13 protein-coding genes are annotated in these 15,711 nt (G+C 60.8%); 8 read left to right on the plus strand and 5 right to left on the minus strand.

All coding sequences use genetic code 11. From position 1 onward, the window contains the following. Position 1 precedes the first annotated feature (1 nt). Entirely contained in the window at positions 2-850 is an 849-nt protein-coding gene (locus LIX91_RS07640) for an ABC transporter permease (protein ID WP_226488270.1), read from the minus strand. After that, complete coding sequence (locus LIX91_RS07645; RefSeq protein WP_032702883.1) at positions 847-1,857, minus strand: aliphatic sulfonate ABC transporter substrate-binding protein; 1,011 nt, start codon at positions 1,855-1,857, stop codon at positions 847-849. Before LIX91_RS07645 ends, LIX91_RS07640 begins: the two co-directional genes overlap by 4 nt. A 619-nt stretch (positions 1,858-2,476) precedes the next feature. Here LIX91_RS07645 and LIX91_RS07650 point away from each other — a divergent pair. After that, complete coding sequence (locus LIX91_RS07650; RefSeq protein WP_003416545.1) at positions 2,477-3,163, plus strand: hypothetical protein; 687 nt, start codon at positions 2,477-2,479, stop codon at positions 3,161-3,163. Between the two features lie 19 nt (positions 3,164-3,182). Here the strand turns inward: LIX91_RS07650 and LIX91_RS07655 are convergent, their stop codons facing one another. After that, entirely contained in the window at positions 3,183-4,178 is a 996-nt protein-coding gene (locus LIX91_RS07655; protein WP_226488271.1) for an aldo/keto reductase, read from the minus strand. Positions 4,179-4,382: 204 nt separating this feature from the next. Between LIX91_RS07655 and lexA the strand changes: the two genes are divergently transcribed. The 5 genes from lexA to LIX91_RS07680 are packed head-to-tail and all read left to right on the plus strand — an operon-like array spanning position 4,383 to position 11,042. Next, positions 4,383-5,000: a transcriptional repressor LexA gene (gene lexA / locus LIX91_RS07660; protein ID WP_226488272.1), complete on the plus strand. Its 618-nt coding sequence runs from the start codon at positions 4,383-4,385 to the stop codon at positions 4,998-5,000. Then, positions 5,000-5,620 (plus strand): translesion DNA synthesis-associated protein ImuA, encoded by a 621-nt coding sequence (gene imuA / locus LIX91_RS07665; protein ID WP_032702976.1) that lies wholly within the window; start codon positions 5,000-5,002, stop codon positions 5,618-5,620. The genes lexA and imuA overlap by 1 nt, the downstream gene beginning before the upstream one ends. Before the next feature lie 7 nt (positions 5,621-5,627). Continuing rightward, the gene (locus LIX91_RS07670; RefSeq protein ID WP_226488273.1) at positions 5,628-7,043 is read left to right on the plus strand and encodes a Y-family DNA polymerase; all 1,416 of its coding nucleotides are present in this window, start codon (positions 5,628-5,630) and stop codon (positions 7,041-7,043) included. Further along, positions 7,040-10,135: an error-prone DNA polymerase gene (locus LIX91_RS07675; protein WP_226488274.1), complete on the plus strand. Its 3,096-nt coding sequence runs from the start codon at positions 7,040-7,042 to the stop codon at positions 10,133-10,135. Before LIX91_RS07670 ends, LIX91_RS07675 begins: the two co-directional genes overlap by 4 nt. Before the next feature lie 55 nt (positions 10,136-10,190). After that, a complete protein-coding gene (locus LIX91_RS07680; RefSeq protein WP_003410362.1) occupies positions 10,191-11,042 on the plus strand; it encodes an urea carboxylase-associated family protein in 852 nt (283 codons plus the stop codon). A 4-nt stretch (positions 11,043-11,046) separates the two neighbouring features. Here the strand turns inward: LIX91_RS07680 and LIX91_RS07685 are convergent, their stop codons facing one another. Both LIX91_RS07685 and LIX91_RS07690 read right to left on the minus strand, forming a co-directional pair. Further along, on the minus strand, positions 11,047-11,976 hold the full coding sequence (locus LIX91_RS07685; protein WP_226488275.1) for a magnesium transporter CorA family protein: 930 nt from the start codon (positions 11,974-11,976) through the stop codon (positions 11,047-11,049). 4 nt (positions 11,977-11,980) lie between these two features. Further along, positions 11,981-13,567 carry a RimK family alpha-L-glutamate ligase gene (locus tag LIX91_RS07690; protein ID WP_003420659.1) on the minus strand — a complete coding sequence of 529 codons (1,587 nt, stop codon included), beginning with the start codon at positions 13,565-13,567 and terminating at the stop codon, positions 11,981-11,983. Between the two features lie 93 nt (positions 13,568-13,660). On the opposite strand from LIX91_RS07690, the gene LIX91_RS07695 reads away from it, so the two are divergent. Continuing rightward, positions 13,661-14,809: a GNAT family N-acetyltransferase/peptidase C39 family protein gene (locus LIX91_RS07695; protein ID WP_003416558.1), complete on the plus strand. Its 1,149-nt coding sequence runs from the start codon at positions 13,661-13,663 to the stop codon at positions 14,807-14,809. After that, positions 14,806-15,708 (plus strand): polysaccharide deacetylase family protein, encoded by a 903-nt coding sequence (locus LIX91_RS07700; RefSeq protein ID WP_226488276.1) that lies wholly within the window; start codon positions 14,806-14,808, stop codon positions 15,706-15,708. Before LIX91_RS07695 ends, LIX91_RS07700 begins: the two co-directional genes overlap by 4 nt. The last annotated feature ends 3 nt before the right edge of the window (positions 15,709-15,711 follow it).

The raw sequence follows: 15,711 nt of genomic DNA on the forward strand, positions 1-15,711 counted from the left end.
ATCAACCCTCGCGGCTTTGCCCGTTGAATGTATCGCGCCAGGCCAGGAAGCGTTTTTCCAGACTTGCCAACAGGCCGTCGCTGAGTTTGCCCAGTGTCGCCAGAACGATGATGGCCGCCAGCACGATGTCCGGGCGCGAGGTTTCGCGCCCGTCACTGAGCAGGTAGCCCAAGCCTTTGGTGGCCGCGATCAGCTCGGCGGCCACCAGAAACATCCACGACAGGCTCATGCCGCTGCGCAAACCGGTAAACAGGCCGGGCAGGGCGGCGGGCAGAAGAATGCGCCGGGTCAGGCGATAGCGGCTCAAGCCATACATCTGACCGACTTCCACCAGCTTTCGGTCAATGCCTCTAATCGCGGCCACGCCGTTGAGATAGACCGGAAAGAACGCACCAATGGCAATCAGCACGATTTTCGATGTCTCGCCAATGCCCAGCCACAACAGCAGAAGCGGCACCCACGCCAGACTCGGAATGGAGCGAAGGCCGGCGAATGTCGGCTCCAGATACGCCTCTGCCTCACGACTGAGCCCCACCCATGCGGCAAACACCAGGGCCAGGCTCGCGCCGATCGCAAAGCCGCAGAGTACACGCAGCAGGCTGGCACTGATGTGCTTCCACAACGCACCGTCCGCCAGGTCGCGCAGGGTCAGCACGATCTCGCTGGGCGCTGGCATCTGGTAGGCAGGCAGCCAGCCGATACGGACGATAATCTCCAGCAGGACGATGATCACCGCCGGCACTACCAGACCTTTGAGTGGCGTTCGGTAGCGCTGCCAAAGCGTTGGTTGCGCCTTGTCCGGCACTGTTGCCCGTGCTGAGGCAGGCAACGTTTTGTCCCGGCTGGTCATGGAGTGGCGATCACGGCTTTGGAGAATTCAGGCGTGATCAGTTGATCGATGACCTGCTCGACATTGACGCCTTTGCGCACCAGATCCTCCGCGACCAGAATCGGCGCTGCGGCCTTGGACGCCTCCACGTCTTTCGCGCTCAGTTGCGGGCTGCTCAGGTCTGTGCGGGTCAATTGCAGCCTGGCGACTTCCAGCGGCAGGCCCGACTCGGTCGCCAGCAGCCTGGCCAGCTCATCAGGATTTTTTACTGCCCATTCCCGGGCTTGTTCATAAGCGCTCAATACTGTTCTGATCGCCTGTGGGTGTTCCTTGGCGTAGGTTTCCGTGACGCTCAGTACGCCATAGCTGTTGAAGTCCTTGTTGCGGTAAAGCAGGCGCGAGCCGGACTGGATTTCACTGGCCGCCATGTGCGGGTCAAGCCCTGCCCAGGCATCTACGTCACCTTTTTCAAGGGCTGTGCGCCCATCGGGATGCTGCAGGTGCAGCAGTTCGACATCATCCTTTTTCAGCCCGGCCTTCTGCAGCGCGCGCAAGGTGAACAGATAAGGATCGGTGCCTTTGGTGGCGGCTATTTTCTTGCCTTTGAGCTCGGCAACCGATTGCAGGGGAGAATCCTTGCGCACCACCAGTGCTGTCCATTCCGCCCGGCTGTAGACATACACCGACTTGATCGGGCTGCCGTTGGCCCGGGCCAGCACGGCAGACAGGCTGGCCGACGAAGCGAAGTCGACGCTGCCACTGTTCAGGTACTCCAGCGAGCGGTTGCTGCCCTGGCTCAACACCCAGGTGACTTTCGCCTCCGGCAGGGCTTTCTCCAGCCAGCCAAAATGCTTGAGCGCCAGGCTGACCGGCGAATAGTAGGCATAGTCCAGACGGATTTCGGCAGGTACGGCCTCGGCGGCCTGCACCGCGCCGTGGAGGCTCAACGCCAATACACAGGTGCTCGCCATCCAGCGAATCAGCGTGCGGGGAGACAACAACCGAAAAGAAACGGGGGGTTGTGGCATAGTGGCGTCCAGGTCAGGAAAACTAGAGCCGCAGCGACCGGTTGGTATATTCCAAAACAGGCAGTTCGCAGGGCGTGAAATTCACAACAGGAATACTGCACGCTCTATGCCAAACACCAGAGTGCTTGAATTCCGGGGCTTTACGCGGTTTTCCGATGTCCGTGATGTTGATCTGACGGCGGTCTGTTGAATGGCTGTTGCCAGGCAAACAGTCAGGTCTGATGACTCCTCTTTCGACGATTTTTTGACATTTTCTCTGTTTGTCAGACGATTTTTTTGCCGGCATTGCAACAGAATCGTTTTTTGACACTCTTAATCGTCCACATTCTTAATTTCGAAACATGTGCGCACTAGGCTCTGTACGAAAAGTCGGCGAGCGAAGGTCAGGCGAGGCAAAAACAGGCGAGGAAGCGGAGTCTACGTGTTGTAAATGAGCATTCCGAGCCTGTTTTTAACGAAGCATCACCGAGCGCAGCCACTTTTCGTACAGAGCCTAAGATTCGCGCGTGACCCTTTTTGACTGATCCGCAGAAATTTCCAGGGCGAGCTGCACAAGCCTGCGTATTCGCACCAGCCAGATGGCTGTCCCCTTTCAAATGCGCACCGGACTCAGAAAATAATGAATATGCCGAAAATGCCTTCCATCACCCGACTTCAGCGCCGTCTTGCGTGGTGCTTCTTCCCCTCCTTGCTGGTGGCTTCTGCCTTGGCCTTTTTCACCTTGGGCAAAGGCGTCCATGCAGAGCCCAAGAATGGTACCCAGACACTGGTGTTCCTTCGGCATGCCGAAAAACCGGCCATGGGGCTGGGGCAACTGAACTGTCAGGGGCTCAACCGGGCGATAGAACTGTCGGAAGTTCTGCCCAGGGAATTCGGCAAGGCTGATTTCATTTTTGCTGCCAATCCGAGCCGGCATGTGGAAGAGGGTGAGGGCGACCAGTCCTACAGCTACGTTCGTCCGCTGATGACGGTAGGCCCCAGCGCAATCAAACTGGGTCTGCCCGTCAACCTCGACTTCGGTGCCAATGACACCGCAGACCTGGCCGATGAACTGATGCAGGACAAGTACCACAACGCAATCATCTACACCGCCTGGTCGCATGGCTACCTGCCGGAGCTGATCAACAAGGTTGCTGAAGAAGCGTCCGGCAAGAGCACCAAGCTGCTGGATGACTGGACAAACGATGATTTCGACTCGGTGATTGTCGTCACCCTGAAATGGGTCGATGGCAAAGCCACGCTCGATTACAAGAATCAGAAGCAAGGCCTCAACAACGGCACCGAGACCTGCCCTGAAGCGACCTGATGTCGAGCCTCAACGGTTTTCAGCCGTTGAGGGACTTCATTGACGCCGCGTTATAACGCTCGCCGGATGCCGACCCCTGGGCCGGGAAAATCGCTTCCAGCTGGACAAGGTCATCGGCACTCAGCGTCAATGAAGCTGCGGCCACATTGCTTTCCAGGTACTTGCGCTGCTTGGTGCCTGGGATCGGAATAATGTCCTCGCCCTGGGCAAGCACCCAGGCCAGCGCCAGTTGTGATGCGCTGATGCCCCTGGCCGTAGCCAGTGTTTTCACCTTCTCGACCAATTGCAGATTGCGATTGAAGTTTTCGCCCTGAAACCGTGGGGTGAAGCGACGATAGTCATCGGCCGCGAAATCGTCCGGGGTGCGCAATTCGCCGGTCAGGAACCCCCGACCGAGCGGGCTGTAAGCCACGAAGGCAATGCCCAGACGACGGCAGGTGGCAAGCACGCCATCCTGTTCCGGATCGCGTGTCCAGAGTGAGTACTCGCTCTGCACGGCCGCCAGCGGGTGCACCGCGTGGGCCTTTTCGATGGTCGCTGCACTGGCTTCGCAAATACCTATGTGGCGTACCTTGCCAGCCTTGACCAGTTCAGCCATGGCGCCAATGGTGTCCTCGATGGGCACCTTGGGGTCGACGCGGTGCTGATAATAGAGATCAAGGTAATCGGTGTTCAGCCGCTTCAGACTGGCGTCGATGGACTGGCGAATGTACGCCGGGCTGCCATTGACGCCACGTGCATGCGGGTCGTCGCCACGCACGATGCCGAACTTGCTGGCCAGGTAGATACCTTCACGCTTGCCCTCGAGGGCACGGCCAAGCAAGGCTTCGTTGGTGTACGGGCCGTACATGTCCGCCGTATCGAAAAAAGTGACACCCAGCTCCAGCGCGCGGTGCAAGGTGGCGATGGATTCCTTTTCGTCGATGCCGGTAGTGTAGAAGTCCGACATTCCCATGCAGCCCAGCCCGAGGGCCGAAACCTGCGGACCGTGGTTACCCAATTGGCGCGTGATCACAATGAGTGCTCCTGATCGTTGAAAGAGCGGTCGAGTTTCGCCTCTTTGCCGGGCTCAATAAACCGGGTGTTTCTTATTTCACTGTTGTTGAAATCCAAACAATGTCGCCCATAGCGGTGTTCATCGCCTGTCGTTGGACATGCAACACCGCGCCTCTTGAATCCGACCAACCGCGCTAGTCACAAAACACCGAATGGAGTACAAATGTACTCCATGAGCACATTATCTCCTCGACGCAACGCTATCCTTACCTTCATCCGCGATCGCATCGCGCTGCAGGGGCAATCACCGAGCCTGGCGGAAATTTCCGAGGCTTTCGGTTTTGCTTCACGCAGCGTGGCACGCAAACACATTGTCGCCCTCACTGAAGCCGGGCTGATCGAAGTCGTCCCGCATCAGGCACGGGGCATTCGCCTGCTGAACACTGAGCCACGGCCCGAATTGCTGGAAATTCCGGTACTGGGGCGCGTGGCGGCGGGCGCACCGATCGGGCCTGATCTCGATATCCACACCACGCTGCACCTGGACCGCAGCACCTTTACCCGTGTGCCGGACTACCTGCTGCGTGTGCAGGGCGACTCGATGATCGAGGACGGTATTCTCGATGGCGATCTGGTGGGCGTGCACAGTAACTCGCAGGCCGGTGACGGACAGATCGTGGTTGCCCGTCTGGACGGCGAGGTGACCATCAAACGCCTGCAACGCCGCGCCGATCAGGTGCGCCTGTTGCCGCGCAACCCGGCCTATGAACCGATCATCGTCACGCCCGATCAGGACTTCGCCATCGAAGGCGTGTTCTGCGGGCTGGTGCGTCGCGAATGATGGGCGCGGTGGTCAGCCTGGACGCCTTGCTGGATGAGCGCAGGGTCTGGAAAGGGCGTCAGCAGAGCGCGCCACAGGTCAGCCCGCAGCCCAGTGGCCACGCGTTGCTGGACGCTGCCTTGCCCACCGGCGGCTGGCCTGCTGCGGCCCTGACTGAAATCCTCATTCCGGCCAATGGCAGCGGCGAACTGCGCCTGCTATGGCCGAGCCTGGCACGGCTTTCCGCAATCGCCGAGCGCATTGTGCTGGTCGCACCGCCTTATATTCCTTACCCACAGGCGTGGCTGTCCGCCGGCGTCGATCTGCGCCAGTTGGTGGTGATCGAGGCGAGTCCCCGCGATGCCCTGTGGGCCGCCGAGCAATGCCTGCGCTCCGGCAGCTGTGGCGCGGTCGTGTGCTGGCCCGGCATGGTCGATGACCGTGCACTGCGCCGCTTGCAGGTGGCTGCCGAAACCGGGCAGACCCTGGCCTTTGCCTGTCGCCCGCAGCAGGCCGCCGCCAACCCTTCACCTGCGGCCCTGCGCATAGCGCTCGATATCCGTCCCGCACAGTTGCGGGTGCTCAAATGCCGGGGCGGACTTGCGCCGCCTTTCCCCATTCCGTTCCCGACCGACGCTTGAGGTTCTTATGCTCTGGGCCTGTGTCTTGCTGCCGCAACTGGCGCTGGACGGCGTCATGCGTCGTCACGGCAACCCCGATGAACCGCTGGCGCTGATCAGCGGCAGCGCTCAACGTCGCGTATTGCAGAGCGTCAATCCGGCTGCGCGTGCGTTGGGGCTGAAAGCCGGGCAGTCGCTGACCGCAGCCCAGGCGCTGGTGCCGAACTTCACCACGATCGAGCATGACCCGGCCGATATCGAGCGTTTGCAGCAACTGCTCGCGGCCTGGGCCTACGGTTTCAGTTCCAATGTCAGCCTCAAGTACCCGCGGGTGCTGCTGATGGAAATCGAATCCAGCCTCAAGTTGTTCGGCCCCTGGCCGGTGTTCGAGGCGCGTTTGCGTGAAGAGCTGACCACGCAGGGTTTTCGCCATCGCATCGTGGTCGCGCCCAACCCGATAGCCGCGCGAATGCTGGCCAACATGCATGACGGGCTGAGCATCGACTGTCCGCATGAATTGCGTCGCCGTCTGGAGCAGATGCCACTGGAACGCATTGGCCTGAGCCGCGAAACCGCTACCGCCCTGACACGCATGGGGCTGCGTAGCGTGCGGCAGGTGCTGGGGCTGCCCCGCGATACGCTGGCCCGGCGGTTTCCGGCCAGCGTGCTGCAGCACCTCGACACCTTGCTCGGCGAGCGCCCCGTGGCGCTGGAGTGCTACACGCCGCCGGACTTTTTCGATGTACGCATCGAGCTGAATTTCGATGTCGAGTCCCATCAGGCCCTGTTGTTTCCGCTCAAGCGGCTGATCGCCGATCTGGCCTTGTTCCTGGCCGGACGCGACAGCGGTGTGCAGCGATTTTCCCTGCATCTGGAGCATGTTGAAGGTCCGGAGACTGTGGTACCAGTCGGACTGCTGAGTGCCGAGCGCGATGCTTCGATGCTCTTCGAACTGGCCCGCGGCAGGCTGGAACAGGTGCTGGTAGCGTCGCCGGTACGTGCCGTGCGCCTGCTGGCGCGAGACTTGCCGGATTTCGTCCCGGCGCACCGTCAGTTGTTCGATGAGCGCGTGCAGCAGACCTTGCCCTGGGAGCAACTGCGCGAGCGCCTGCGGGCGCGTCTGGGCGACGAGTCAGTCAATGGCTTGCGCGCCCAGGCCGATTATCGTCCCGAATGTGCCTGGCAAGCGCACAGCAGCAGTAAACCGGTCCTGCCAGCCAGAGGCTTCACGCGTCCGGGCTGGCTGCTGCGCGAGCCTCAGCCACTGCCGGTACAGGCGACCCGCATCGTGGCCGGGCCCGAGCGAATCGAATCCGGGTGGTGGGACGGCGGCGATGTGCGCCGCGACTATTACCTGGTCGAAACCGCCAGTGGCCAACGCGCCTGGGCGTATCGCGCGGTTGGCGAGCCGGGTGAGTTGCTGCTGCATGGCTGGTTCGCATGACCAGCGAATACGCCGAGCTGCATTGCCTGTCCAACTTCAGCTTTCAGCGGGGTGCCTCGAGCGCACGCGAGTTGTTCGAACGGGCGGTGCGTCATGGCTACAAGGCGCTGGCAATCACCGACGAGTGCACCCTGGCCGGTATCGTACGCGCCTGGCAGGCATCAAAAAGCACCGGTCTGCCGTTGATCGTCGGCAGCGAAATGCACATCGAACACGGCCCGAAAGTCGTCTTGCTGGTGGAAAACCAGACAGGCTATGAGGCGCTGTGCACATTGATCACGGTCGCGCGCCGCAGGGCCAAAAAAGGTGAATACCGCGTGTTGCGCGAAGACTTCGAGCCTGCGCCGGCCGGGTTGCTGGCCCTCTGGCTGCCGGACCTCGACGAGGATGCTCAAGCCTGTCTGGCCGGCGGACGCTGGTTGCGTGAGCGATTTACCGAGCGCCTGTGGCTGGGTGTCGGGCTGCACCGTGGCCCGGATGACGAGCAGCGGCTGGCCGACCTTCTGGCGTTGGCACAATCGCTGGGTATTCCGGCAGTGGCCAGTGGCGATGTGCACATGCATGCGCGTGGCCGGCGTGCCCTGCAGGACACCATGACTGCCATCCGCCACCACACCACAGTGGCCGAGGCAGGTCATCTGCTGTTTGCCAATGGCGAGCGCCATTTGCGGCCACTGGATGCGCTCAGCGAGCATTACCCGGACTGGCTGCTCGCCGAGTCGGTGCGTATTGCCCGGCGCTGCACGTTCGACCTGGGCGATTTGAAGTATGAATACCCGCATGAGCTGGTCCCCAAGGGCCAGACCTCTACGTCGTGGCTACGTGAACTGACCGAGCGCGGTGTTCGCAGGCGCTGGCCGGGCGGGCTGACACCGGCCACCCGAGCGCAGGTCGAGAAGGAACTGGCGCTGATCGCGGAAAAGAAGTTCGACAGCTATTTTCTGACCGTGCATGACATCGTCGAGTTTGCCCGCAGCCAGCACATCCTTTGTCAGGGACGCGGCTCGGCGGCCAACTCGGCAGTGTGTTATGCGCTGGGGATCACCGAACTGAACCCGGAACAGAGCAACCTGCTGTTCGAGCGCTTCATTTCCAGAGAGCGCAACGAGCCACCGGACATCGACGTGGATTTCGAGCATGACCGCCGCGAAGAAGTCATTCAGTACATCTTTCGGCGCTATGGCCGGGGCAGGGCAGCGCTGACGGCCGTAGCCAGCACTTATCACGGTTCCGGCGCGATGCGTGACGTGGCCAAGGTGCTGGGCTTGCCGCCAGACCAGATCAATGCCCTGGCCGAAGCCTTCAGTCGCTGGAGCGATTCGTTGCCGTCGCCTGAACGCTTGCGCGAATACGGCTTCGATGCCGACACGCCGATCCTCAAGCGCGTGCTGGCGCTGACCGGCGAACTGATCGGTTTTCCCCGGCACCTGTCGCAACACCCGGGGGGATTCGTGATTTCCGAACACCCGCTTGAAACGCTAGTGCCGGTCGAGAACGCCGCAATGGCCGATCGCACTATCATCCAGTGGGACAAGGACGACCTGGACCTGGTCGGCCTGTTGAAAGTCGACATTCTTGCACTGGGCATGCTCAGTGCCTTGCGCCGTACGTTCGATCTGGTGCATTTGCACCGTGGCCAACGATGGACTCTGGCAAGTCTTCCGGGCGACGACCGGAAAACCTACGAAATGATCAGCCGGGCCGACACCATCGGCGTGTTTCAGATCGAGTCGCGGGCGCAGATGGCCATGCTGCCGCGCCTCAGACCGGAAAAATTCTACGACCTGGTCATCGAAGTCGCCATTGTCCGGCCAGGGCCGATCCAGGGCGATATGGTTCACCCGTACCTGCGGCGGCGCAATGGCGAAGAGGCAGTCACCTATCCGCCCAAGCTTGAATCGGTGTTCAAGCGCACCCTGGGTGTGCCGCTGTTCCAGGAGCAGGTCATGGAAGTGGCCATTCTGGCCGCCGACTACACGCCGGGCGAAGCGGACGAGTTGCGTCGCGCGATGGCCGCGTGGAAACGTCACGGCGGGCTCGAGCCGCATCGCGAACGGCTGCGCACGGGCATGCTGAAAAACGGCTATGAAGCGGACTTTGCCGACCGGATCTTCGAACAGATCAAGGGCTTTGGCAGTTATGGTTTTCCCGAATCTCATGCCGCCAGTTTCGCCTTGCTGACCTACGCCAGTTGCTGGCTCAAGTGCCATGAACCGGCAGCGTTCACCTGCGCACTGATCAACAGCTGGCCGATGGGGTTTTATAGCCCGGATCAGCTGTTGCAGGATGCACGTCGCCATCACATTGAAATTCGCCCGGTGGATGTGCGTTACAGCGACTGGGATTGTTCGCTGGAGCCGCTCGATCATCCTGACAGCACGCGCAATCTGGCGATTCGTCTCGGGCTGCGCATGGTCCGCAGCTTTCGTGAGGAAGATGCCTTGCGCATCGAAGCCGCGCGCGCGAAACGTCCGTTTGTCGATGCCACGGACCTGACGTTGCGCGCCGAGCTGGACTCGCGCGCCGCCGAAGCGCTGGCGGATTCCGGTGCCTTGCGCGGCCTGATCGGCCATCGGCACCGGGCGCGCTGGGAAGTCGCCGGGGTTGAGGCCCAGCGCCCGCTGTTCGACGACCTGCCCAGCGAAGAAACCCAGGTGATCTTGCCGCTGCCGACCGTGGCCGAAGACCTGGTGGCCGACTACACAACGCTGGGCACCACCCTGGGCCCACACCCGCTGGCCTTGCTGCGTCGGCAACTGGCTGCCAAGCGCTTTCGCAGCTCACAAGACTTGTTACACCTGGAAAACGACCGGACCCTCAGCGTGGCGGGGCTGGTCATTGGTCGTCAACGACCGGGCACTGCGAGTGGCGTGACCTTCGTCACCCTTGAAGATGAGTTCGGCATGGTCAACGTCGTAGTCTGGCGCGACCTTGCCGAGCGTCAGCGCAAGGTGCTGGTGGGCTCGCAATTGCTGCAGGTGTTCGGGCGACTGGAATCGAAAAGCGGGGTGCGGCACCTGATTGCCCAGCGCCTGTATGACCTGACGCCGTTGCTCACCGGGCTGGATGTGCGCAGCCGGGATTTCCAGTAATCGGGCCTGTAATTTGCAGTATCAACCGGTACATCCTGCCACCGAGAAGCCCAGTATGTACAAAGACTATCCAGCCGCTTACCAGGTCAGCAAAGGCGCGGCGCTGCAAGTCGACACTGCCTTTTATGAGCGCATCCGCACGAATGCGCAGCAACGCACCCTCGTCGAACAGTTCGAAGTACCGATTCGTACCGGGCGGGCCTGGAAGGTCAAGGCCGGTCAGGTGTTTCGGGTCACCACACCGGTGGGCCCGCAAGTCGGCGATTTCAATGTCTGGAACGCCAACGACCCCCGCGAGCGACTGTGGGCTGCGCGCACGCGGCAGTTGCAGGGCGCGCATGTCAGCACCCACGATCGGCTGTGGTCGAACCTGCCGTTTTTGCGGCCAATGGTAACCATCACCGATGACAGCTTGGCCAGTTACGGAACCGACGAGCACGGCGGTCGCCTGCATGACCTGCTCGGCACGCGCTGTGATCCCTACGTCAACAAGATGCTGACCGGCGAAGACTTTCACCATCACTGCCATTCCAACCTGACTCGCGCAGTGCTGCCGCACGGGCTGACCGAGTTCGATGTGCACGATGTGCTGAACATCTTCCAGTGCACTGGCCTGAACCATGACGACCTGTATTTCATGAAAGCCTGCCCGGCGCAGAAGGGCGACTATCTGGAGTTTTTCGCGGAAATCGACCTGCTGTGTGCCTTGTCGACCTGTCCGGGTGGCGACCTGTCACTGCCGATGTGGGGGCCTGATGCGCAGGACCCGTTGAGCGTCTGCCGGCCGCTGGGCGTCGAGATCTATGACCTCGACGCGTCGCTGCTGGACGGCTGGCAGTCCCCCGAGCGCGCGGCCTATAACGGCCTGCATGGTCTGCAGATCGCCAAGGCCGAGTGGGAGCAATAACCGCTCAGGCTGCGCGCGCCATTCTGCGCAGCCCCCAGACCATCACCGCCCCCATCCCGAGCATGGCCAGCAGCAGTGCCGGGTAAGCCACCCACCAGTGCAGCGGGGCGGTCATCATGCTGAATTCCGACATGCCGCCGATCCCGGCAATCAGGTTCAACGGCAGAAACACCACATTGATCAAGGTCAGTTTGCGCAGCAGGGTGTTGGTGCTGTTATTGACCAGATTGCCGCGCGCATCCATCAGACCGGCGAACACCGTGGAATAGATCTCCGCCTGTTTGTAGCACTGGTCGTTCTCGATGATCATGTCGTCGATCAGCGCCAGGCTGTCGGCGGCGTATTGCCTGCCTTGCGCATGATTGCGCAGACGCGTCAGGACCGCACCGTTGCTGTGGATGGCGTTGATGTAATACACCAGACTTTCGCTGAGGTTGAACATCTGCAGCAGATGGCGGTTTTCCAGGGAAGAGTTGAATTTCTGCTGCAATTCCCGGGCGACCATCTTGATGACTTTCAAGTGACCCAGATAGTGATGAATGTTGTTGAACAGCAGCTCCAGAAGGATATCCAGCGGCTGGTTCAACGGGCGGTGAGCGCCCAGCGCGCTCAAGGGTTGCTCGTCATCACAGATCAGCACCAGTTGGTCCCGGCTCAACAGCACGCCAAAGGACGAGACGTCGAACGAGAAGCTGTCCTTGCCCGAATAGTTCTCGGGACGTTTCCAGATGACGAACAACGCATCAGGGTGAAACTCGATGCGCGAAATTTCGTCCGGGTCGAGTGCCGAGGCAACGGCGTGCTCATCAAGGTGGAATCGCTCCAGCAACAATCTGCGTTCCCCGGCATCCGGTTCGCTGAACCACAGCACCTGAGCTTTTTGCGGATCACATGCCAGCAACTGGTTGTTGTCGAGTTTCAGGCCCTGAATCATCGTTTCACCATGCCTGACCGAGGCGCTTGAGCTCCAGACGGCGGACGAACTCTTCCAGCACCAGGCTGTACAGATCATCTTGCAGATAAGCGTCTTCGATGCCGGCATCCAGGTTCGGATTATCGTTGACCTCGATCACCACCACTTGATCGCCTGACTGTTTCAAGTCCACGCCATACAAGCCGTCACCAATCAGGTTGGCGGTCTTGAGCGCCAGTTCGACCACGGCGCGCGGCGCTTCGTGCACCGCCAGCGTGCGGCATTCGCCAATCACTTCGGCACCGATCGCCTTGTGGTTGTAGATCTGCCAATGCCCCTTGGACATGAAGTACTGGCAGGCGAATATCGGTTTGCGATTGAGAATGCCGATGCGCCAGTCGTACTCGGTGTAGAAAAACTCCTGGGCCAGCAGCAATACCGAGTGCTCGAACAACTGGGTCGTTGCCGTGTGCATTTCCTCGGGCGTGCTGACCTTGATCACACCTCTGGAAAAGCAGCCATCGGGGATCTTCAATACCAGCGGGAAGCCCAGGCGTGTGGCCACGTGCTGCAGTTCTTCCGGGCGGTCCTTGTAGAGAATTTCCGTTCGCGGCATGCCCAGATCATGGCTTTTGAGCAGGTCGGTCAGATACACCTTGTTGGTGCAACGCAGGATCGAGGTGGAGTCATCCATGACCACCAGCCCCTCGCTTTCGGCCTTCTTGGCAAAGCGATAGGTGTGGTTGTCGACGCTGGTGGTTTCGCGAATCAGCAGCGCGTCGTACTCGGCCAGCCGGGCGTAGTCTTTCTTTTCAATCAGCTCGACATCGATGCCCAGACGCTGACCGACGCGGATGAAATTGGCCAGCGCCTCAGGGTTGGACGGCGGCAGCTGTTCCTGCGGATCATGCAGAATCGCCAGGTCGTAGCGGGCCATGCGCCGCGAACTGGGCTGGCGCCAGACGTTGCGGCTGAAGCCTTCCAGCGCCGTGGCGAACTCATCCTGCTGATCTTCGCGCAAACGCGGCAGAGCGCCGGCCTTGATACCCGCAATATGCCAGTTGTCACGCTTGCGAAACTCCACCATCAGGATCGGGCAGGGGAAGACTTCAAACAACTGACGGGCAAGATCCTTCAACGGCTCAAGTGTGGTCTGGCCGAAGTACAGTGTCAGGGTAAACCCTTCGGTGTCGTCATAGGGATGATCCTCAAGTGCGGTCTCCAGCAACTTGTCCAGGTCATCGAGGGCCAGGCCGTAGAGTGACTTGCGGGTCAACTCGCTGATGGTCTTAACCGAGGGAATAACATTGTGCTGGCGCGCTTCGGCCAGCAGGGAACAGTAATAACCGTGGCCCAGATATTTATAGCTGCGGCACAGGTTGATGACTTGCACACGCCTGCCTGCCGTGGCTTTCAGCGGTTTTTCCAGGTAGTCCTGGGCGCTGATCAGGTCTTCGCTGGGAAAGTACGATGCCCAGTCTTCGAGCCGTTCGACAATAATCACCAGTTGCCTCTGCGCTGCAAAGAGTGTTGTGGGGTCTGCTCGTCGGGTTGTTGCTGAAAGCGCAAGTTGCGCAGATACTTCGTTCATCTTCACCTGTGCCGCTGACATGTGTAATCGATCCGATGGGAAACAAGTCCTTTCTATTAAGCATGTGCTTTTTGAAATGTCCCGTTTCGTTACACAACTTTTACGGCGGTGCAGATGGACTTTATATTTCGAGATGCAGTTGAAACCGATGTCGATGATTTGCTGCTTCTGGAGAACCAGTGTTTTGACGGCGACCGTCTGACTGCGCGCAGCTTTCACTGGATGATCCGCCGTGCCAATGCCAGCCTGATCGTCGCCGAGCAGGCCGGACAGCTCACCGGCTATGCGCTGGTGCTGTTTCATCGCGGCACTTCACTGGGGCGCTTGTATTCGCTGGCGATTGCCGATGCAGCGCGGGGCAAGGGGCTGGGTAGACAGTTGTTGCAACGTGCCGAACAACAGGCCGTGGGCCGCGACTGTGCTTACCTGCGCCTTGAGGTGCGCCCCGATAACGGCGCCGCCATCGCGCTTTACGAGCGCAGCGGTTATCGGCGTTTCGCCCAGGTCGACGACTATTACCAGGACCATGCCCCGGCCTTGCGCTACGAGAAACGCATCGTTGAACACGCCCGACTGGACAGTCGCTCAGTGCCTTACTACCAGCAGACTCTGGAGTTCACCTGTGGCCCGGCCTGTCTGCTGATGGCCATGAAGGCCCTGCAACCTGCGCGCTCGATGGGCCGTGGCGAAGAATTGCAGATCTGGCGTGAGGCGACCACGGTGTTCATGACCTCCGGCCACGGCGGTTGCAGTCCTCAGGGGCTTGCGCTGGCGGCTCTTCAACGGGGTTTTGCGGTGAAGCTGCTGGTGTCGGTCTCAGGCCCGCTGTTTCTGGGCGGTGTGCGCAGTGACAACAAGAAACAGGTGATTCGCCTGGTTCACGAGCAGTTCTGTGAGGCGCTGCAAACCGCCGGTGTGCAGACACTGCCCAATCGCTCGCTGAACCTGCCAGGTCTGCTGGCCGATGGCGGCAAGCCGCTGGTGCTGATCAGCAGTTACCGCCTGACCCGTTCCAAGGCACCGCACTGGGTGATGGTCACCGATTGCGACAGCGATTTCGTCTACCTGCACGATCCCGATATTGATCACAGCCTGCATCGGCAGGCCATCGACTGCCAACATATGCCGGTAAGCCATGCCGACTTCAATCGCATGAGTTGTTTCGGTGCAGATAAACTTCGGGCGGCAGTGATTGTGTTTGCCGCGCCTGTGGATGATCATGCGTGCGCTTCAGCAGACCGGCCACAGGATTCCCTACCGTGATTAAGTTCGTGCTCAAGGCTTTTTGCGTACTGGCCATCGCTGCGAGCCTGTCGGCCTGCATCAGCGCGCCGATCCCGCTGACCGCGAAAACCGCCGCGCAGCTGCAGCAACAGCCACCGGTGCGCTTTCTGCTGACCTTCGACGATGGCCCGAGCGCCTCGACGTTCTACAACCCCAGCATCACCGTGCTCGACAGCCTGGCCGACAATCCGCTGCAGCCGGGCATCAAGGCGGTGTTCTTCGTGCAGACCGGCGCAACCGGTGCGGGTAACAGTGATCAGGGCCGGGCGATCATGCGTCGTCAGCATGAAGAAGGCCACCTGCTGGGCTTTCACACCGCCACGCCGCACCACACCAACCACCGTTCGCTGAGCGATGAGGAGCTTGAGCAATCCCTGACCCAGGGCTGCGCGATCATCGCCTCTATCACCGGTGTGCCGACCACCTTGCTGCGTCCGCCGTTCTGGAATTACGACAAACGCACCTTCAGCGCCTATCAGCGCCACCGTCTGCAGGTACTGCTCACTGACCTGAGTGCCAATGACGGCAAGATCTGGGGCTATAACTTCAGCCTGCGCCGCCGCTCCAACATGGTCAGCCAGCTCTCACAGGTGCGCGAGCGCATTGCCGCTGGCGAGCTGCCTGCGGTGGATGGCGTGATTCCGGTGGTGGTGACCTTCCATGACCTGAACCGCTACACCGCGCGGCATGCGCGGGAGTACCTGCAGATTCTGGTCGACAGTGCCGGGCAGACCGGCGTGCGGCTCGCCGACAAGCCGTTCTATGACGACAGCGCGCAGTTGCAGCGCGCGGCACTGGCCCGCACGGTCAAGGCGGCGGGCGAGCCTGTCAGCTTGCCCGGTGTGTGGAGCTGGATCTGGGACCACAATGCGCACTGACGA

The organism is Pseudomonas sp. B20, from assembly GCF_020515755.1.
Classification (GTDB): Bacteria; Pseudomonadota; Gammaproteobacteria; order Pseudomonadales; family Pseudomonadaceae; genus Aquipseudomonas; species Aquipseudomonas syringae.

Bases quoted from the DNA above. Each gene is read 5' to 3' on its own strand.
- LIX91_RS07680 (WP_003410362.1), top strand. From the start codon at position 10,191: ATGTACAAAGACTATCCAGCCGCTTACCAGGTCAGCAAAGGCGCGGCG.
- LIX91_RS07690 (WP_003420659.1), bottom strand. From the start codon at position 13,567: ATGTCAGCGGCACAGGTGAAGATGAACGAAGTATCTGCGCAACTTGCG.
- LIX91_RS07685 (WP_226488275.1), bottom strand. From the start codon at position 11,976: ATGATTCAGGGCCTGAAACTCGACAACAACCAGTTGCTGGCATGTGAT.
- LIX91_RS07640 (WP_226488270.1), bottom strand. From the start codon at position 850: ATGACCAGCCGGGACAAAACGTTGCCTGCCTCAGCACGGGCAACAGTG.
- LIX91_RS07645 (WP_032702883.1), bottom strand. From the start codon at position 1,857: ATGCCACAACCCCCCGTTTCTTTTCGGTTGTTGTCTCCCCGCACGCTG.
- LIX91_RS07650 (WP_003416545.1), top strand. From the start codon at position 2,477: ATGAATATGCCGAAAATGCCTTCCATCACCCGACTTCAGCGCCGTCTT.
- LIX91_RS07695 (WP_003416558.1), top strand. From the start codon at position 13,661: ATGGACTTTATATTTCGAGATGCAGTTGAAACCGATGTCGATGATTTG.
- lexA (WP_226488272.1), top strand. From the start codon at position 4,383: ATGTACTCCATGAGCACATTATCTCCTCGACGCAACGCTATCCTTACC.
- LIX91_RS07670 (WP_226488273.1), top strand. From the start codon at position 5,628: ATGCTCTGGGCCTGTGTCTTGCTGCCGCAACTGGCGCTGGACGGCGTC.
- LIX91_RS07675 (WP_226488274.1), top strand. From the start codon at position 7,040: ATGACCAGCGAATACGCCGAGCTGCATTGCCTGTCCAACTTCAGCTTT.
- imuA (WP_032702976.1), top strand. From the start codon at position 5,000: ATGGGCGCGGTGGTCAGCCTGGACGCCTTGCTGGATGAGCGCAGGGTC.